Origin of the sequence: Carboxydocella sp. JDF658 (genome assembly GCF_002049395.1) — a bacterium.
Classification (GTDB): domain Bacteria; phylum Bacillota.
Window position 1 is genome coordinate 21,658 of record NZ_BDLR01000181.1, and the last position, 19,964, is coordinate 41,621.

Here is a 19,964-nt window from a genome sequence, read left to right on the forward strand (position 1 = left end):
ACATCATCTCCTAGCCTTCAGTAACCTGAATGATACTGGCCTTTATAATTTCTAACATCTCCTGCAGCTGTTCATCATTGGAGACCAGTGGCGGCATAAAAACGATATTGTTGCCTAAAGGTCTAGTAATCAGACCCTTTTTTCGTGCTGCCAAACAGGTTTTAATTCCCATCTTCTCCTGCCAATCATAGGGTTCTTTCGTCAGTTTATCCCGAACCAGTTCAATCCCAACCATCAGACCCGCCTGTCGGATATCCCCGACATGGGGCAGTTCATTGAATTCGGCCAAGACCTTTTTAACTACTCCAGCTTTTCTTGCTGCTTCAGTTACCAAATTATGCTTTTTCAGTAATTCCAGGCTGGCCAGGGCCACAGCACACCCCAACTGATTTCCTGTATAGGAATGGCCATGGAAGAAGGTTTTCATTTCAGCATAGTCACCATAAAAAGCGTCATAGACTTTTTGGGTAGCCAGGGTTACAGCTAAAGGCATATACCCACCTGTCAGGCCTTTGGAAATGGCCATCAAGTCAGGGGACACACCATCATGATTAACTGCCCACAGTGCCCCGGTACGCCCAAATCCGGTGGCAACTTCATCGCAAATCATTAAAACATCATATCGATCACATAATTCCCTTACTTTTTTCACATAACCGGGCGGCTGAGTGATCATACCAGCAGCTCCCTGAATTACGGGTTCAATTACACAACCTGCCAGTTCATGGGCATGTTCGGCAAAAGCTTTTTCCAGAGCCTGTTCACATTCCTTCTCGCATTGACCAGCCTTTGCTCCAAAGGGGCAACGGTAACAATAAGGAGCAGCCACCTTTATCGTAGGAAATAACAGGTCCCTGTACGTGCCATGGTATAGATCAATTCCCCCCACACTAACAGCTCCAATGGTATCACCATGATAAGCATTCATCAGGGTTAGAAATTTGTTTTTCTCCGGTCTTGGATTTGGACACTGCCGCCAGTAATGAAAGGCCATTTTCACCGCAACTTCGACAGCAGTAGAACCATTATCGGAGTAAAAAACCTTGACTAAACCTGGAGGAGCAATTTCCACCAGTTCGCGAGCCAGCAGGGTTGCTGGAATATTACCATAACCCAGGTAACTACTATGGGCGATCTTCCCTAATTGATCAATAATAGCATCATTCAGCTCTTTTACATTATGTCCATGAATATTAACCCAGATAGAGGAAAAAGCATCATAATACTCCCGACCTTCGGTATCGTACAGCTTTACTCCTTCCCCTCTGGCAACTATTATAATCTCTTCTTCCAGCCAGTCCTTCATTTGGGTAAAAGGATGCCAGACATACTGTTTATCCCACTGAGCCAGTTGATCATAGGAATAGGTCATTGCACTACTCCTCCTTTTGCAAAATCGGTACGCCTCCAATCAAGCAGGGTACTTCTCGAAGCCAGTGTAGCACTGACTCTATCTGCTCCTCTTTCTCGATCCAGAATACCCTGCCTCCTCCTTTTCCTATGGGCTTAAAGTTAGGCAAACGACAATATCCCAATCTGGATGAAGCTACATAGCCGGTGGTATATTCAGGGTTATCAGACCAGCACAGTTCCGCCACTATCCCCGGACAGGCATTTACTTTACTGGCCAGAGCCAGGGCCTCGCTTAACCGCGTGTTAATCAGGCCAGCGCAGGTGAGCATTTCCCGTAACTGCTGATAAGTTATCTGGTTCCAGCCAAATTTGGTCGCCCTGACATTTTCCCTTACAACCCGGTTAGAGTCCAGTGCTACCACCCAGGCTCCCCGTATATCCTGAGGAGGATTTTCCAGCAGCTGAAAGGCGGAGTTAATCTGTCGCTGTGTAATTCCGTTTCGGCCCAGCAATTCAGTTGCGAGTTTTCGAGCATCAACCGTAGTTGCAGGGTAAAATAACTTAACTGGCAGTAGCGAAACTTCTTGTACTCTTTCATCAATTTTTTCAACAGTAATCTGAAGAAAGTCCCATTTCCCTTTTTCATGGTTACTGGCTTTTTGCCAGAAGTAAAAAAGGCGGTCTTCAATTTCTGTTTCTGGCACCAGATCTTCAGCTCCGGATATGTGCCTTCCGCCCTTTTCATGAGGCCCTCCAGCAGCTGCCCGCATACGAATTGAATACCAGTTCATCAGAGGTTCACCTCAGATTTTCAGGCCTAAATCCTTGATCATCTGCAAATCCGTTTCTACTTCTCTGCCCTGGGTTGTCAGATAGTGACCAATCAGCATGCCGTTCAAGCCCGCCATCAGCCCCAATGCTTGCATGTCCCGCAAATTCACTTCCCTGCCACCGGCATATCTAATGTTTTTGGTCGGTAAGATAAAGCGGAAAATGGCAAAAGTTTTAATTACCTCTAAGGGTGACATAAGGGGTCGTCCTTCCAGTTTGGTGCCTTTAATAGGATTGAGAACATTAATGGGTATAGCGTCTACATCCAGTTCTTTTAATGTAAAAGCAAATTCAATTCTCTGGGCCATCGATTCCCCCATACCGATAATGCCTCCACAACAAACTTCCATCCCCGCCTTTTTTACATTTTTAATGGTAGCGATTCTCTCTTCATAAGTATGAGTAGTGACAATTTGGGGGAAGAAACTGCGAGCTGTTTCCAGATTATGATTATAACGGGTAACCCCAGCTTCCCTGAGCATCTGGGCCGCCTTTTCGCTTAATGTACCCAGGCAGGCACAAAGTTGTAAACTGATTTCTTGACGCAACCGTCTATAAATATCCAGTATCTTTAAGAAGAGCGGATCATTTTCATCCATTCCCAATCCAGCTGTAACCAAGTCGAAGTGGTGAGCACCAGCTGCTTCCATTGCTTTAGCTTTGGCAATTATCTCTTCTTCATTGAGCATCTCTACCGGAGTAATGTTGGTATGATGATGGGCAGATTGAGCACAAAAGGCACAGTCCTCTGAACATCTTCCGGTTTTTACGCTGATGATAGAACAGAGATCCACCTTATCCCCGGCGAACTTTTCCCTGATTTTGGCTGCCATGGCAGCCAGTACTTGAATGTCTGCCCCTTCTGCCCGGGCAAGTTCCATCGCTTCCTCAAAAGAAATTTCCTGACCATCTAATACCTTTTTGGCTAATTCAATAATCCGGTTAAACATCCAAGAACCCTCCCTTTCTCTTTACTGTTATATTAAAGGGTGAAACCGGATATGTCAACCTGTTTTCAAAATATAGTTAACAAAAAACCACCCGCCGAACTGCGGGTGGTAAAAGCTTATCTTCCTTTTCTTTCGAAAGGCTCCCCTAGAGCTGCAGGCGGGGTGGCCCGGCCGATAACTCCAGCTAGAGCAATCATAGTGATGATATAAGGTGTAATCTGGACCAATTCGGTCGGGATAGAATAACCTTGCAAGCGTTGCTGCAAAGTATCAGTAAAGCCAAATAATAAACTGGCCCCAAAAGCACCAAAGGGTGTCCATTTACCGAAGATCAGGGCTGCCAGAGCTATAAAGCCACGACCAGCAGTCATGTTCTTAACAAAAACATTCAGCTCCCCGATGGAAAGGCTGGCTCCTGCCAATCCAGCCAGAGCACCACTGATAATAACAGCGATATAGCGAATTTTAGGAACACTAATACCCAGTGTATCAGCAGCTTTGGGATATTCCCCTACCGAACGCAATCTTAAACCGAAAGGAGTATAGTACAGCAAATAATGAGTAACTACAAGTACAATTAAACCGAAGTAAACGACAGGGTTAAAAGGTCCCCAACTGGGCAGCTTATTAACCTGCGGAGTTGTCCCTGCTACATTGAAAATTACCTGGAGCAGAAATAGAGTCGCCCCAACCGCTAGCAAATTTATAGCTGTACCGCTAACAACCTGGTTTGCCCTATATTTAATAGAAACAACAGCATGAATCAGGCCCATGATAGCCCCTACCAGAACAGCGCCGAACAGACCAATCCAGGCACTACCGGTAAAATAAGAGAACACTACTGCTGCAAAGGCACCTGAGAGCATCATACCTTCCAGGGCGATATTTACAACCCCGGAGCGCTCAGAGTAAAGGCCTCCTAAAGCTGCAATCAACAAAGGGGTCGCCGCTATTAATGTCGCTCTAATGATATCCCAAATGGTAGTCAAGTCCATTAGGCTTCGCCTCCCTTTAGCTTCGGCAGGAAGCTTCTTACAATCTGATCAGCAGCAACAAAGAAGATTATAATGGCTTGAATTACAACGATCAGGTCAGCAGGTACTCGTGTTGCCATATTCATGTATTGGCCACCATTCGCCAGAGCTCCGAAAAGCAGGGCAGAAAACAATACTCCTACCGGGTGATTCTTGCCCAGCAATGCTACTGCAATCCCCTCGAAACCATAGCCAGGCGAGAAATTGGAAATATAGGCCCGGTGGAAACCGAGTACCCGTTCAGCTCCGGCTAAACCAGCCAGTACGCCAGAAATAGTCATGGCAAGGATAATCATTTTCTTAACATTGATACCACCATATTCAGCAGCCAGGGGGTTCAAGCCTACCGCTCTAATTTCATAACCGGTTACAGTCTTCCAGAGCAAATACCATACCACCACCAGAGCCACCAGAGCTAAAAAGAAACCCACATTCATCTTAGAACGAGTCCAGTTGTTGGTCAGCTCCTGGATTGTAGCTAACGCTGCCGAAGGGGCAACATCAGGAGTACGGGGGACCTGTCCGGGAGCCTGAAAAATTTTTACATAATAGGCAGCAATACCGTAAGCAATATAGTTCATCATAATGGTATTAATAACTTCATGCACACCCAGTTTCGCTTTCAAATAACCGGGAATCGCCGCCCAGATACCGGCAGCAGCCATCGCTGCTAGAATTGCAACAATGGCATGAATAGGGCCAGGAAGAGAAATGGCAAAACCAACATAGGCCGCCGCTGCAGCAGCTATATACATCTGTCCTTCTACACCTATATTAAACAAACCGGTACGAAACGCAAATGCTACAGCTAAACCGGTAAAAATCAGCGGAGTAGAACGGGCCAGAGTGTTAAAGAAACGGTGTTTATCCCCAAACGCTCCCTGAATCAAAGCTCCATAGGCCTCCAGCGGATCTACTCCAATTGCCAGCATAATTACTGCGCCCACCAGTCCAGCTAGCAGGATTGCCCCAACTGGTACCAGCCATTCTAGAAACCGCTTCATTGCAGCCCCTCCTTTACGCCTGCCATCAAGAGACCAAGTTTTTCTTCGCTGGCATCTTTGGCATCAAGTATATCCATGATTTCACCCTCAAACATTACTGCAATTCGGTCACTCAAGGCCAGAATCTCCTGCAGTTCAGCAGAAACCAGCAAAACGGCAGCACCATTATCCCTTGCTTCGATAATCCTCTTATGAATGAATTCAATCGCACCGATATCCACACCACGGGTAGGTTGGGCAGCAATCAACAATTCGGGATTTTGATAAAACTCCCGCGCAATAATTACTTTTTGCTGGTTTCCTCCGGAAAGAGACCTGGCCATAGCCTGTGGCAGACGGGGCCGCACATCAAAGGCTGGAATAAGGTTTTCGGCATGGGCCTGAACAGCTTTTTCATTTATACCATACCAGGCAGAAAAAGGAGCCCGGTGCTGATAGCCCAGGATCAAGTTATCGGCAATAGTATAGTCCAATTCCAAGCCTCTTTTATGCCTATCTTCAGGTATGTGGGATATACCTGCATCTTTCACTGCCCGGGGAGATTGATTGGTAATCTCCTGCTCCTTAAAGAATACTTTACCATTGGTAGCCTTTCTTAAACCGGTAATAACTTCGATAAGTTCAGTCTGGCCATTACCGGCAACACCAGCAATACCCAGTACTTCGCCTTTTTTCAGCTCGAAAGAAATTCCTTTTAAGGCAGGTAATTTCCTATCATTCAGCGCTTCCAGATTTTCAACTCTGAGAATAGTCTGTCCAACTTTTGCCTCAGTTTTAGGCACTTTCAGGATTACTTCCCGGCCCACCATCATGCGGGCTAATTCATTTTGATTGGTCTGGGCAGTGGCAACCGAGCCAACAGTACGTCCAGCCCGTAGAACGGTAACATTATCGGTAATTTCAATAACTTCATTGAGTTTATGAGTAATAAAGATAATGGTTTTACCCTGAGCAGTCAGGTTTTTCATGATCCGGAACAATTCCCGCACTTCCTGGGGAGTTAAAACAGCTGTCGGTTCGTCCAGTACCAGTATTTCCGCTCCCCGATAAAGGGCCTTGATAATTTCAACCCGCTGTTGCATCCCTACGGAGATATCCTGTATTTTGGCCTGCGGATCTACCAGCAAATTATATTGTTTGGAGATTTCTTCAACCTCGCGGATTGCTCTCTCCATGTTCAGCATAATGCCTTTTTTGGGTTCTGAACCCAGGACAATATTTTCCGTAACTGTAAGGGTTGGCACCAGCATAAAGTGCTGGTGAACCATACCAATACCCAGCTTAATAGCCGCAGTAGGGCTATCAATGGTGACTTTTTGTCCATTGAGCAATATTTCTCCGCTATCCGGTTGATATAACCCATAGAGAATACTCATCAGGGTGGACTTACCTGCACCATTTTCTCCAACCAGAGCGTGGATTTCCCCTTTTTTTATCGCCAGGTTTACATTATCGTTAGCGATAACTCCAGGGAACTTCTTGGTAATATTACGCATTTCCAGAATATAGGTCATAGAGCTGCCTCCTTCGCTAAAGAGGGTGCTGTTTGGTAACAGCACCCTCTCTCCTATTCATTTACTTGGCAGTTGGGTCTTTGACAGTGATTTCGCCTTTTGCAATCTTTTCTTTAGCATCATTTACAGCTTTTACAACATCATCAGGAATAGCTTTCTTCATATCTTCGATTTTCTTGATAGCAGCGGCATCATTTTTAACCCCTTCTTTTTCAACGGGCTCAACGTTGCGCAGATCGGTCAGGCCAACGCCATCTTCTTTTACACCGAAAACTTTATTACCAGCGGTGAACTTGCCATCCAGAGTGTCTTTTACTACCTGGAAGACAGCCACGTCTACCCGCTTCAACATAGAAGCCAGGATAGTACCAGGTTTAATCCAGTTCTGGTTGGAGTCTACACCAATAGCGAATTTGCCCTTTTCAGCCGCAGCCTCAAATACCCCTTGACCAGTACCACCAGACGCATGGTAAATAATGTCAGCACCATTGTTGAACTGGGTAGTTGCCAGAGCTTTACCTTTTACAGGGTCATTGAAAGCCTCACCAGTTGTACCAGCGTAAGCGGATTGTACTTTTACATTTTTGCCAAAGTTTTTGTTAACATATTCTACCCCTTGCCTGTAGCCTTCTTCAAACTTGTGAATCAAGGGGAAGTCAGCACCACCAACAAAACCGACATTACCGGTTTTTGACATCATAGCAGCCAGAACGCCAGCCAGGAAGGAACCTTCATGCTCCTTGAAAGTCAAAGAAGCTACATTGGGCTTGTCTACTACTTCGTCAATCAGAGCAAATTTTACATCTGGAAATTCAGTAGCGACCTTTTCCAAAGAGGTCTTCATCAAGAAGCCGACACCGATAACCAGATCATAACCGTTTTCGGCCAGGAAGCGCAGTGCTTCTTCATCAGAAGCCATTTCTTTGGGTTCAATGTATTTATATTCGATACCCAGTTCTTGTTTGGCTCTTTCCAAACCAGCAATAGCAGCGTCGTTAAAAGATTTATCACCTTTACCACCAGTAGACAGTACGATCCCTACTTTGATGCCTTTTGCTTTTGGAGCTTCTCCGGTAGGTGCTTTTTCTTCAGTCTTCTTGGCACAACCAACGCCGACCAGAGAAACTGCCATAATCATGATGGCCAGCAACAGCAAGGAACGGTGCTTACGGAACAGCTGATACATTTTAATCACACATATCCCTCCCAAATTTTTAAGGTAATTCCGGAACCACACATGCAATCGTTTGCGCTCCTCTCGCCTCCCTTCAAACAGTTGAAGAAAAGAAATAATTATTTTCTTTTTCTGATAACCTTAAAGTTGAAGAAATCAGGGCGGAAATAGTTTTCACAGTAAAATATCGGGACCCCGCTACGATCAAAGTGAATTTGTTTTAGTAATAGTAAGGGACTGTTTTTGCGAATGTGCATGAGCTTGGCCATGTTTTCGTCTGCATTTATCGGTACAATTTGAGCTATCGCCTGTTCTATGTAGATACCCAGTTGAGATTCCAGCAAGCTAAAGAGTGAACCATCCCAGCTGGCATTCTCAGGCAAGCGTTCTGTATATATTTTGGGAATGTAGTCGATACAATATACTGCCACCTTATTATCCGCTGTTCTAAGGCGGGAAAGCTTGAGTAGCTCTGCGCCCACAGGTAAATTGAGGGCTTCGGCCATGCTTTTATCGGCTTGAGCTTGTTCCAGTCCAACTATAATAGAGCCTGCTTTCTGGCCTAATTTTTCAATGCTTTCTGTGACACTGAAAAGCTCCTCAATCCCTCGTTCTACCAGGGCCCGGGGCTGATTAACAAAAGTCCCAATTCCCTGTTTTCGGGTTAATACCCCTTCTTCTTCCAAAACTCGCAAGGCTTCTCTTAGAGTAGCCCTGCTCACTCCGAATAAGCGGGCTAATTCCGCTTCAGGAGGTAACTGTTCTCCTGCCTGGTAGCTACCATCAGCAATCATTTTTTCCAGTCTTTCTTTGACCAGCAAATATAGCGGTCTATTATCCTGTCTAACCTGCATAATGTTATCCCCCTGTTCCGCCTGACTGACGTTAGAGGTCAGACATCTGATTTTATTTTAATATGACTTTGGCTATTTGTAAACTATTTTTTTAGAGAATCCAAAAAATTATCCAGCTGCTCTTTCGAAAGCAAGACGGTGCGCGGCTTACTGCCCTCGTGAGGTCCTACCACACCAATCTGTTCCAGTAAGTCCACTAACCGGGCTGCCCGGGCATATCCCACCCTCAGACGCCGTTGTAGCAAAGATGCTGAGGCCTGACCATGCTCAACTACCACCCTGACTGCCTGAGGTAACAGATCATCGTCTATATTCTCCGGGCCCGCTGTTGTGTCTTCCGGTAAATTGATTACCTCTTCATTAAAAATCGGAGCTCCCAGAGTTTTCAGGTGACTAACAATCAGTTCTATCTCCTCTTCTCCAATATAGGCGCCCTGAACCCTAATCGGCTTATTGGCTCCAATCGGATAATACAGCATATCCCCTCGCCCCAGCAGTTTTTCCGCCCCGGCCATATCCAGAATAGTCCGGGAATCGATCTGGGATGAAACAGCAAAGGCGATGCGTGAAGGAACATTCGCCTTGATTAAACCGGTAATAACATCCACAGAAGGCCGCTGGGTAGCAATTACCAGATGAATACCAGCCGCCCGTGCCATCTGAGCGAGGCGACAAATAGCATCCTCTACATCGGCAGGCGCCACCATCATCAAGTCAGCCAGCTCATCAATAATTACAACGATATAGGGCAATGGTTTCTGGTTTTGTTTTTGCAACCAGTTGTTGTAGCCTTCGATATTTTTTACTTTGGCCTCAGCGAAACTGGTATAGCGTTTTTCCATTTCCATTACCGCCCAGCGCAAGGCACCTGCAGCTTTTTTTGGATCCGTAACCACTGGAGCCAGCAGATGCGGAATGCCATTATAGATGGATAATTCCACCATTTTAGGATCAATCAGCATGAACTTGACTGTTTCTGCCCCCGATTTATATAGAATACTGGTAATAAGACTATTAATGCAGACAGATTTTCCTGAGCCCGTAGAACCAGCTACCAAAAGATGGGGCATCTTGATCAAGTCAGCCACCACCGGTTGACCAGCGATGTCCTTCCCCAGAGCCACAGTGAGAGGCGATGGACTGTTCTTAAACTGAGGACTTTCAATTACTTCTTTTAAAAACACAGGGGCAGGAGTTTTATTGGGCACTTCAATTCCTACTGCTGCCTTGCCGGGGATGGGTGCTTCAATTCTCACCTGTGCTGCTGCCAGGGAAAGGGCAATATCATCAGCCAGGTTGACTATCCGGCTAACTTTAATTCCAGGGGCAGGTTGAATTTCGTAACGGGTGATAGTTGGGCCTACGCTGACCTGCTGAACTTTTGCCTTTACCCCGAAGTTATCCAGGGTTTGTTCTAGCAAAGCAATATTTTTATTAATTTCATCCTCTGACAGGGTGAAATTGCTATTTGCTGGTGCTCGTAACAATTCGATATCCGGCAAGGCCGCACTTTCAGCTCTTTTGCTGTCTGTGTCAATTTCTGCAGTAATGATAGGTTCAGGCGGATTGCTAACAACCTCTGTTCTTACCAGAACCTGCTCTTTTTCTGCAAACTTTACTTTAGTACTCGTTCTGGTCCTGGTTTTTCCTTCTTCTCTGGGCTTCTGGCGGGATGAAACTAATCTGGTCATTATTCCTGTTAAAACTTCCTTTGTCCTGGAATAGAGCCAGCGTAGCCCGCTGCTGGCCGAAACTTCTGAAATTATTAATACCCCTGTCAAAAATAAAGAAATGATAATAACATAACTACCAGCCTTACCAAAAAGTTTCAGCAAAATCCAGCTAAAAGCTGCTCCCAGAAGTCCTCCTCCAAGCCCACCGCTGGCATAAGCAAAAAACCCTTCCGCAGGAATATCCATATGCAAATAGGCTAAAACGCTAAGCAATACCAACCCGGCGCCAGTAAGCCTCTTCTGCCATGCCGCCTGAGCCCAGTAAAACAGGCGATAAAAACCAATATAAAATAAAAAAAAGGGAAAAAACCATACACCTTCACCGAACAAGGAAAAAAGAAACTTGCGCATATAGATGCCCAGCAGGCCAATTTGGGCAGCGGATTTTTCTAAAATAATCAAAAAAGTTAAAATAGCCAGGGCTATCCATCCTATCCCCTTAAGCTCGTTTTTAAATCTCGTACTGGTTTGGCTTGGTTGTACCTTAGGCACACAATCACCTCCAACTGGAGTTTATTTATTCCACACCCCTCCGCGGTTTTCCTGCAAAGAAAAACCCCCAATGAGGGGGATTAAAATTTGCCAAACCACTGGGCAATCACTATGCTGATCCCTAAAAACCAGGTGTAGTAGGAAAAATATTTTAGACTCCGGTTCTGGATCAAGGCTATCATCCAGCGCACAGCTAGATACCCTGAGATAGCTGCCAGCAAGGTTCCGGCCAGCATCGGCCCTATTTCCATCCCCGCCTGATTTATCCCAGTTTTAGCTAAATCCTTCACCTGCAATACTACTGCTCCTAAAATGGCAGGAATAGATAAAAGGAAAGAGTAGCGAGCAGCAGCATTTCGTTTTAAACCGACAAATAGAGCTCCCGCAATAGTAAGTCCTGAGCGGCTAATAGCTGGAAGGATAGCAACACCCTGTAACAGACCTACTACAATCGCGTCAAAAATAGTCATATCATCCAAGCGTTTATAGCCCTCGCGAAATCTTTCAGCCAGCCAGATAACCAGACCGGTGGCAATGAACTCATAACCCAGAGTACTGCCACTGGCAAATAATTCTTCAAAAAGATCCTTGAAAAGCAAAGCGATTATTACTGTAGGTAATGTTCCCCAGAAGAGCAACCAGGTTAGCCGTTGCCAAGGTCGTCGTAATAAGGAAATAATATCTTCCCAAAAATAAACAACTACGGCTACAAGGGTGCCCAGGTGCAATAATGTATCCAGTAATAAGCCAGCTTCCTTAATACCCATCAATTTTTGCACTAGCACCAGATGTCCCGAGGATGATATGGGAAGAAACTCTGTTAACCCTTGAATAATACCTAGAATAATAGCCTCAATATAACTCATTTTCCTGCCTCCCAGTCTAATAATGACATTACTTTGTTATTATAACAACAATCACCCCCTTTAGCAATTAGCTAAAGGGGGATCAACCAACCTTCCGGGAGCAAAATTAGGGTTAAGATAGTCATCCAGGTTAGTACTAATTATTCGATAGACTTCAATTTTCCCATCCCGTAGCCTACCCTGCAGGATAAGATCTCCATATCTATACTCATTTACATCGCTTAAAAAAGAATAGTCAACAGGAAAAATTGCCTCTGGAGCAAGAGGAGTATATAATATCATTTAACTTCTGGCCTCCTTGATCATATCTTTTAGTTTAGCGAGGGCCTTACTTAATCCGCCTACCTCATCGATTAAACCAACTTCAACTGCCTCAGCCCCTATTAATACCGTCCCAATATCCCGGGCCAGTTCACCTGTTCGGAACATGAGCTCGCGAAATTTCTCGGGAGTAATCTTGGAATGTTTTGTTACAAATTTAACTACCCTATCTTGCATTTTATCCAGATATTCATAGGTCTGAGGAACCCCTATCACCAGTCCGCTCAAACGAATGGGATGAATGGTCATCGATGCCGTTTCTGCGATAAAGGAATATTTAGCCGCAACCGCTATCGGGGTCCCAATGCTGTGGCCTCCCCCAAGAACCAGGGATACGGTGGGTTTACTTAAACTTTCCACCATTTCAGCAATAGCCAGACCGGCCTCCACATCACCACCGATGGTATTCAATATTAACAGAATACCCTCTACTTCCGGGCTTTGCTCCAATGCCACCAACTGCGGTAATATATGCTCATACTTGGTGGTCTTATTTTGTGGAGGCAGCATCATATGTCCTTCGATCTGACCTACTATGGTAATACAGTGGATAGAACTTTTATTCACGGCGGGATTCTGGGGTTGTCCATATTCTTTTATTGGATTAAAAGTCTCTTTCCTGCTGGCTCCTGGTAAAGGCGCTGCCGGTTCAGGATTTACCGGTACTTCCGGTTCATTATCCTGGGTAAAGGTCTGTAAAGCCACGGCAGGCTCCCACCACTGCCAATGGTAGTTAGACATAAATTGCCCTCCTTTCTTCCTCTATGGTTTGCGATAAAAGCAAAAAAAATACACCTTCTGCTTGGTGGTAGTAAAAATGTAGATTTTTGTCGCTTTGTATACAGGATTTGCCAGCAGGAAATCAGGGAGATGCGAGGAATATGTCATAAAAAACCAGCAAGGGGGAGTTGTTTGTGAAAAAAGTCCTTATCTCTTTTTTGTTTGTGGTGTTTTTATTGCCAGCGACGCTGGTCTGGGCCTGGGAGGACCATATCATCCTGGGTCGTACCTATGATGGGGAGGTGGATACCACCCATACCATTCCCGGCTATTCCCTGGAGCAAATGCTGAAGTTTCTCTACTATGAGGCCAGCAATGTGGAAGAGATTCTGGCTATTGATGGAGTGCCCATCAGCAAGACTCCGTGGAAGAAGTACGGGGGGAAAATCAATCCAAAGGTGAAAAAGCCCGACCCTATCGATACGACTCCACGGGATAAGAGTATACCGATTATAATTAATTTGACAGACGGGCGATCTGTGTTTTTTCCTGATCAAAAACCCTTTTTGAAAAACAGCCGCGTCTACATTCCCGTACGACCGCTTGCAGAAATGCTTGGTGCTCAGGTTATATTTAATATGAATACTAAGGAAGTTACTATAATAAAAAATGAAACAGTTGTTGTTTTTACCCTGGGATCGAAAAAATATTTGATTAATAATCAAGAAAAAAACATGGATGTAGTACCATTCATAATCAATAATAGAACGGTTTTGCCTGTTCGTTATATTTGTGAAGCCTTTGGCCATGAAGTAGAATGGAATGAAAACTCCTATACAGTATGGATTGAGGTGAGAAACAAGTGATGTTTCTCAATACAAAAAAATTCCTTTGTTTTATAATTTTTTTCATAATATTGATTCCCTCAAATGTGCGGGCAGCTATTCCTAAAGATAGTGTTATGTTTGGATTTAATTATTTTCGTAACAGAACAACTGATGACCCCACCTTTCCGCCCATTACCACCCAGTGGCAGGTGCAGCTGGCGCCAGCGGGTAAACCAGGGGAACCACCTATCCTGGGCCAGCCGGTTATTCTCAGCCAGGAACAAAAAATCTACATCAAAGCGGGTCAGGAAATCCTGGCCTTAGACCTTAACAGCGGCCAGCTCCTCCAGCGCAAGCAGATTGAAACCACAGCCACCTTTCCTTCCATCTCCTCACCCACCTACAGGCAGGGCCGTCTTTTCTTTGGCACCAGAGCTAATGGCATCTATGCCCTTAGCAGCAATCTGGCCCAGACCCTCTGGCATCTGCCCCTGGAGAGCAAAGTTTCCTCCTCACCCCTGCTAGTGGACAACCTGGTCATCCTCGGGGCCACCGACCAGCACACCTATATCCTGGATCAGCATCAGGGTACCCAGGCTGGCAATTCCCCTATTTCCCAGCAAGGGGAAATCACCTCTTCCCCCTGCCTGTTTGGCAATGCTTTTGCTATCGGTGTGGATGGAACGGCTCTAAATGGCTCCGTCCAGGCCTATGACCTGCAGGGACGGCTGCACTGGACCTATAACACCAAAACCGGGGTACCGGCCTCCATTGCTACCGATGGCAGCTATCTTTACTTTTCCGATAAAAAAGGCCGCTTCTATGCCTTAAATGCTAGTACCGGCAAAAGGCAGTGGATGAATGAAAGTTTCTTTAAACCGGCCAATTTCATCAACAACTCCCCCGCCCTTTATCAAAACCGCCTCTATTTCGTTATTAACCAGTACAACGGCCAAAAAGCCAGAGTAGTTTGTCTCAACAGCACCAATGGCCTTCCCCTTGCCGGCTGGCTTCAGCGGGACCTGGCGGCGGATAGCTGGGTTTCGCCTATCATCTGGTCAGCTGCCAATTTGCTGCTGGTAGCAGATGACAGCGGTACTGTCTATGGCCTGGACCTCACAACCGGCCAGGAGCGGCCCTGGTATTATGACCGGCAACAGTGCAAGACCGTCAGCCGGGTTAACCTGGGAGCTCCGGTCACAGGGGAAATGGCTTTAGCAGGGGGATATTTGCTGGTAGCCACCCTGGATGGTAAGCTACACGCTTTCGGTAACCAGGACCTGCAAAACCTGATGGTCTCCGGTTTAACCAGCAGCAGCCAGGAGATAGAGAAAGGCAAGACCTATCAGACCCGGCTGCTGGTCAGTGCCCGCGATGTTAGCCGGCCGCTGACTACAAAACTGGAACTAAAGCTGGACGGTCAGACGGTGGCCAGCCAGAACCTGACCATGAGCCCCGGTGATGGCAGGCCCTGGCAGGAACGGGGTCGGACCGTGGAGGTGGAAATCCACTGGCAGGCTCCGGCTAATCTGCCGGAAAAGGATAGCTACACCCTGACCGCCATCGTCAACGGGGACCGTCAGGCCCACTGGCTCAACCAGAACCAGCCTTTTGTAGAAACCACCTATGCCGATAATACCACCAGCTTAAAGCTCAATGGTTCCCTGGTTAACCTTAGAATGCTCAGCTTATCTTACCCGTCTCCCATCAGTCCCGGACAGAGCTACCAGGGGACAGTACAGGTAGAAAATCAGGGTAGCCGCCCGTTATCGACAACACTGAAACTGACCCTTAACCAGCGTCAGGTAGCATTATTGCCTGTAACCCTGGTAGCGAAGGAAAAGAAGGCAGTCAGCTTTGCCATCAAGGCACCGGACACTACCGGTTCCTTTAACCTGACAGCCCGGATTAATCCTGATCGTCAGATTAAGGAGAAAAACTATCAGGACAACAGTTTGAGCAAGGCCATCCAGGTTCGTCAGGAAGTGAGGGAAGAACAGGGCCAGCTGACCGTCAGCGGCAGGGCGGAACCGGCCCAGATCAAAGCCGGACAGGTATTTGCCCTGGTGGTGGAAACGGCCACCACCCCTTATACCTGGGAAGAAACTGTTTATGAACAGCAGCCTGATGGCAGTGTTGTAGAAAAGAAAGTAAGACGAAGTCGGCCCTGTCCGGGAGCAAAATATGTACAGGCCCGCTTTCCTGATGGACAGCAGGTGCTGCTGGAACCGACAAATCCGGCCGGGACACCGGCTAACACCTGGCAATTGCCTGTTAATCCCCGGTCGAAAAACAAAGCTCGCATCCATTTCACTGATCCCTATTTACCGGATGGACTTTATCCGGTTACCATTATCGCTGGCGGGGCGGGGGATAATGGTAACCTTTCGGCCCGCACGGTGATAAAAGTGGTGATTAAGGGCAGTATACTGGAAGGAATTAAGAGCAGATTGACATATTGAAAAAAATCAAAAGAGGTCCCTTGCATTACATGCAAAGGACCTCTTTTCTTGTCTTAAAAAAGGCAAAATCGGCTTTGTTTATACTTCCATGATGATGGGCAAAATCATGGGTCTTCTCCTGGTCTTTTCATAAAGATATTTACCGATGCTGTCTCTAATTCCGGCTTTGATCGAAGCCCAATCAGCATTCCCTCTGACCTGGGTCTTCTCAATCGCGATCTTCACCTTCTCTTTGGCTTCTTCCATTAGCTTTTCCGCCTCACGGACATAGACGAAACCTCGTGAAACAATATCTGGACCTGCTACAATGGCACCGGTCTCTTTGTTCATTGTCACCACTACAATCAAAATCCCATCCTGGGCCAACTGTTTTCTATCCCGCAATACAATATTTCCCACATCGCCTACACCCAGGCCGTCAACCAGTACTTTACCGGCAGTGGTGCGACCTGCCACCCGTCCACTTTTGCGTGTAAACTCCAGCACCTGACCATTTTCAGCCACAAAGATATTGGCTTCATCCATTCCCATTTCTTTTGCCAGCTGGGCGTGTTTAATCAAATGGCGGTATTCCCCATGTACCGGGACGAAAAACTTAGGCCTAACCAGGTTGAGCATCAGTTTTAGCTCCTCCTGGCTAGGGTGCCCGGAAACGTGGATACCGGAGAACTTTTCGTAAATTACTTCCGCCCCTTGTTTAAACAGGCTATTGATTACACGGGAAACCATGCGCTCATTTCCAGGGATGGGAGTAGCTGAAATAATTACCGTATCACCTGGTAAAATTTCCACTTGACGATGGTCTGCATTAGCCATGCGGGTAAGGGCAGACATAGGTTCACCCTGGCTACCAGTGGTCAAAATCACAACCTCATTGGCAGGATAGTCGTTGATATCATCCAGATCAATCATGATATCTTCCGGATAAGTCAAATACCCCAGCTCTGTGGCAATATTAACAACATTGACCATACTCCGCCCTGAAACAGCAACTTTTCTGCCATATTTGTGAGCCGCATTAATTACTTGCTGCAGACGATGAACATTGGAAGCAAAAGTGGCAACAATTATCCGGTTTTTGGCATTCTGAAAGGTTTCATCGAAAGTCAAACCTACTGTCCGCTCAGACATGGTATAGCCAGGGCGTTCCGCATTGGTACTATCTGCCAGTAAAACCAGAACTCCCTGATCGCCAAGCTCAGCGAATTTATGAAAATCGGTTACTTCCCCATCAACAGGAGTTTGGTCAAACTTGAAGTCCCCGGTATGCACAATCACACCTAACGGAGTTCTAACCGCTATTGCTACCGCATCAGGTATGCTGTGGCTGACCCGGATAAACTCCACTTTAAAAGGTCCGATGGTCACACTGTCTCTGGGTTTTACTGCCACTAACTTGCACTGCCCTAAAATCCCCGCCTCTCTCAACTTTCCCTGCAAAAGCCCTAAAGTCAATCTGGTCCCATAAACCGGCACATTCAGTTGTTTCAAGACATAGGGTAAAGCGCCGATATGGTCCTCATGTCCGTGGGTGAGGACTATCCCCCTGACCATTTCCTTATTTTCCAACAGATAGGTGATATCCGGAATCACAAAATCAATACCAGGCATATCATCTTCAGGAAACATCAAACCTGCATCAATAACCAGAATGTTATCCTCATACTTTACTACCATCATGTTTTTGCCAATTTCCCCCAGACCACCCAGGGGAATTAATGTAATTTTACCCTTGGCCGCAGCCATGGATACACCTCCTGACTTTTCTTTCTCTGCCCATCTTTGTGCCAGGAGAAGCAATCTTTTACCTCAGGTGATTCCGGATATAAGCCGCCCTTGCCACTTCGTAACAATTATACAGGAAAGCCAGTTCATTTACAAGTATTCCCCAAGAAAAGAAAAAAATCCGGGGCACCCCGGTTATAGCAATTTTGCTATTGCTGCTTTTATTTCTTCAGTAGCAGGGACTAAAGGCAGGCGTACACTGCCAACCTGAAAACCTTTAAGAGCCATCGCAGTTTTTACCGGTACTGGATTGGTAGTAATAAACAACCCCTTAAAAACAGGTATCAGTTCCCGATGCAAGCTGGCAGCAGTTTCGATATTGCCAGCAAGATAGCTTTCAATCATTTTTTTCATCTGCAGGCCTACAATATGAGCCGCTACACTAACTACTCCATAACAGCCCAGGCTTAACATGGGTAAAGTCAGACTATCATCACCGCTATAGACACGGAAGTTTGCCGGAACCAGACGTAGCAACTGACTTGCCTGATCCAGGTTGCCGGAAGCCTCTTTAATAGCCACAATATTGGACACCTGAGCCAGTTCTGCCACCGTCTCCGGCAATAGATTGATTCCTGTTCTGCCCGGAATATTATAGAGCATAATGGGTAACCCAGTGGATTCTGCTACTGCCCGGAAGTGAGCTTTTAACCCGTTTTGACAGGGCTTATTATAGTAGGGAACTACCAGCATTACCCCATCTACACCCAGTTTTTCTGCTTCTTTGGTCAGAGCTATAGATTCTTTGGTATTATAGGAACCGGTTCCAGCAATAACCCGGGCCTTATTGCCCACCGCCTCCTTTACTGCCGCATAAAGCTTAATCTTTTCTTCTTTAGTAAGCGTAGGCGATTCACCAGTGGTTCCAGTCACAACTATGCCATCACTGCCGTTTTCGACCAGGTACTGGGCTATCTTCTGAGCCTCAGAGTAGTTTACTTCATCATTTTCTGTAAAAGGAGTAATCATGGCGGTTATCAACCTGCCAAAATCCATTAATGTTTCCTCCCTTCTTATTGGTCCAAATAAAACTCAGTATGCAAGGCCCGTATTGCCCTTTCCATATCCTGATTTTTGACCAGTACCCAGATGGAGGTATAGGAATCAGCGGATTGCAGGATATTGATCTGTTCTCGATAAAGGGCGCGGGCAATTGCAGCCATTACCCCGGGAATGCCAGTCATACCAGCACCTACCACAGCTACTTTAGCGCATCCAGGGGTGAGATAAACTTGATAACCTAAATTAGCTAAGATGCTATATGCTTTTTCCGCCAGGTCATCTTTTACAGTAAAAGCTACCATTTGCGGATCAGCATTTATGAAATCCACACTGATGCCAGCTTCCGCCATGGCATGGAAGATTTTGTATTGTTCAGTGATGCCGTTTTCCTGAGCAAGGACAACTTTAACCTGGGTAATTCCAGCAATATGAGCTATCCCGGTAATCATTCGCTCTCGTTTAACACCATTATTGCCCTGAGCCTCCTGGTTACCAGTTACCAGTGTCCCCGGATGTTCGGAAAAAGTATTTTTAACCCAGATTGGGATGTTTTTTTGCATAGCAATTTCCACGGCCCGGGGATGGATCACTTTGGCTCCTTCCTGGGCCAGCTGGCAAATTTCATTGAATGTAACCACATCCAGCAGTTTGGCTTTATCTACTATGCGCGGGTCAGCAGTCATAATGCCGTCAACATCAGTATAAATGTCAATATATTCGGCATTCAGGGCCACCCCCAGGGCAGAAGCAGTAGTATCACTGCCGCCCCGGCCCAGAGTGGTGATCTCACCTGCTTCAGTCATGCCTTGAAAACCTGCTACTACAGGGATTATATTGCGTTCCAGCAACTGCCGAATTCTTTTGGGTTCTACCCGCAGAATGCGGGCATCACCAAAATGGTCATCGGTAATTATCCCCGCCTGCCAGCCAGTCAGAAAAGAAGCTGCCAGCCCTCGCTCCAATAAGCCTGCCACTAAAACAACCCCGGAAATTATCTCTCCACAGACAGCCAGTAAATCCAATTCCCGCCGTGGCACTTTAG

Annotated in this window: 17 protein-coding genes; 2 read left to right on the forward strand and 15 right to left on the reverse strand. The window is 46.2% G+C overall.

All coding sequences use genetic code 11. The features are described from left to right. Positions 1 to 10: 10 nt before the first annotated feature. The 12 genes from bioA to JDF658_RS13520 form a co-directional block, all read right to left on the reverse strand. On the reverse strand, positions 11 to 1,372 hold the full coding sequence (gene bioA, locus JDF658_RS13465; protein WP_078666461.1) for an adenosylmethionine--8-amino-7-oxononanoate transaminase: 1,362 nt from the start codon (positions 1,370 to 1,372) through the stop codon (positions 11 to 13). A 4-nt stretch (positions 1,373 to 1,376) separates the two neighbouring features. Further along, a complete protein-coding gene (locus JDF658_RS13470) occupies positions 1,377 to 2,144 on the reverse strand; it encodes a 6-carboxyhexanoate--CoA ligase (protein WP_079908002.1) in 768 nt (255 codons plus the stop codon). 12 nt (positions 2,145 to 2,156) lie between these two features. Further along, the gene (bioB, locus tag JDF658_RS13475) at positions 2,157 to 3,134 is read right to left on the reverse strand and encodes a biotin synthase BioB (RefSeq protein ID WP_078666463.1); all 978 of its coding nucleotides are present in this window, start codon (positions 3,132 to 3,134) and stop codon (positions 2,157 to 2,159) included. Between the two features lie 116 nt (positions 3,135 to 3,250). After that, on the reverse strand, positions 3,251 to 4,129 hold the full coding sequence (locus tag JDF658_RS13480) for an ABC transporter permease (protein ID WP_078666464.1): 879 nt from the start codon (positions 4,127 to 4,129) through the stop codon (positions 3,251 to 3,253). After that, complete coding sequence (locus JDF658_RS13485; RefSeq protein ID WP_078666465.1) at positions 4,129 to 5,172, reverse strand: ABC transporter permease; 1,044 nt, start codon at positions 5,170 to 5,172, stop codon at positions 4,129 to 4,131. The genes JDF658_RS13480 and JDF658_RS13485 overlap by 1 nt, the downstream gene beginning before the upstream one ends. Next, positions 5,169 to 6,686, reverse strand: coding sequence for an ABC transporter ATP-binding protein (locus JDF658_RS13490; RefSeq protein ID WP_079908003.1), 1,518 nt, complete (start codon positions 6,684 to 6,686; stop codon positions 5,169 to 5,171). Before JDF658_RS13490 ends, JDF658_RS13485 begins: the two co-directional genes overlap by 4 nt. A gap of 61 nt (positions 6,687 to 6,747) precedes the next feature. After that, complete coding sequence (locus JDF658_RS13495) at positions 6,748 to 7,872, reverse strand: BMP family protein (protein ID WP_078666473.1); 1,125 nt, start codon at positions 7,870 to 7,872, stop codon at positions 6,748 to 6,750. Between the two features lie 107 nt (positions 7,873 to 7,979). After that, on the reverse strand, positions 7,980 to 8,714 hold the full coding sequence (locus JDF658_RS13500; protein WP_078666467.1) for a GntR family transcriptional regulator: 735 nt from the start codon (positions 8,712 to 8,714) through the stop codon (positions 7,980 to 7,982). A gap of 83 nt (positions 8,715 to 8,797) precedes the next feature. After that, positions 8,798 to 10,939, reverse strand: a complete 2,142-nt coding sequence (locus tag JDF658_RS13505) for a DNA translocase FtsK (protein WP_079908005.1) — start codon at positions 10,937 to 10,939, stop codon at positions 8,798 to 8,800. Positions 10,940 to 11,019: 80 nt separating this feature from the next. Continuing rightward, on the reverse strand, positions 11,020 to 11,805 hold the full coding sequence (locus JDF658_RS13510; protein ID WP_078666469.1) for an undecaprenyl-diphosphate phosphatase: 786 nt from the start codon (positions 11,803 to 11,805) through the stop codon (positions 11,020 to 11,022). A gap of 60 nt (positions 11,806 to 11,865) precedes the next feature. Next, positions 11,866 to 12,087, reverse strand: a complete 222-nt coding sequence (locus JDF658_RS15070) for a YlzJ-like family protein (protein ID WP_079908006.1) — start codon at positions 12,085 to 12,087, stop codon at positions 11,866 to 11,868. Further along, positions 12,088 to 12,867, reverse strand: coding sequence for a ClpP family protease (locus tag JDF658_RS13520; protein WP_078666471.1), 780 nt, complete (start codon positions 12,865 to 12,867; stop codon positions 12,088 to 12,090). A 173-nt stretch (positions 12,868 to 13,040) separates the two neighbouring features. On the opposite strand from JDF658_RS13520, the gene JDF658_RS13525 reads away from it, so the two are divergent. Continuing rightward, positions 13,041 to 13,712: a copper amine oxidase N-terminal domain-containing protein gene (locus tag JDF658_RS13525; RefSeq protein ID WP_079908008.1), complete on the forward strand. Its 672-nt coding sequence runs from the start codon at positions 13,041 to 13,043 to the stop codon at positions 13,710 to 13,712. A gap of 95 nt (positions 13,713 to 13,807) precedes the next feature. Continuing rightward, a complete protein-coding gene (locus tag JDF658_RS13530; RefSeq protein ID WP_159446648.1) occupies positions 13,808 to 16,135 on the forward strand; it encodes a PQQ-binding-like beta-propeller repeat protein in 2,328 nt (775 codons plus the stop codon). A gap of 78 nt (positions 16,136 to 16,213) precedes the next feature. Here JDF658_RS13530 and JDF658_RS13535 read toward each other — a convergent pair whose 3' ends face one another. From JDF658_RS13535 to dapG, 3 genes are all read right to left on the reverse strand, one after another. Further along, entirely contained in the window at positions 16,214 to 17,881 is a 1,668-nt protein-coding gene (locus JDF658_RS13535) for a ribonuclease J (RefSeq protein ID WP_078665226.1), read from the reverse strand. A 174-nt stretch (positions 17,882 to 18,055) separates the two neighbouring features. After that, positions 18,056 to 18,916, reverse strand: a complete 861-nt coding sequence (dapA, locus tag JDF658_RS13540; protein WP_079908011.1) for a 4-hydroxy-tetrahydrodipicolinate synthase — start codon at positions 18,914 to 18,916, stop codon at positions 18,056 to 18,058. A gap of 17 nt (positions 18,917 to 18,933) precedes the next feature. Then, positions 18,934 to 19,964, reverse strand: a 1,031-nt coding sequence (gene dapG / locus JDF658_RS13545; RefSeq protein ID WP_143312021.1) for an aspartate kinase, incomplete at its 5' end; no start/stop codon positions are given.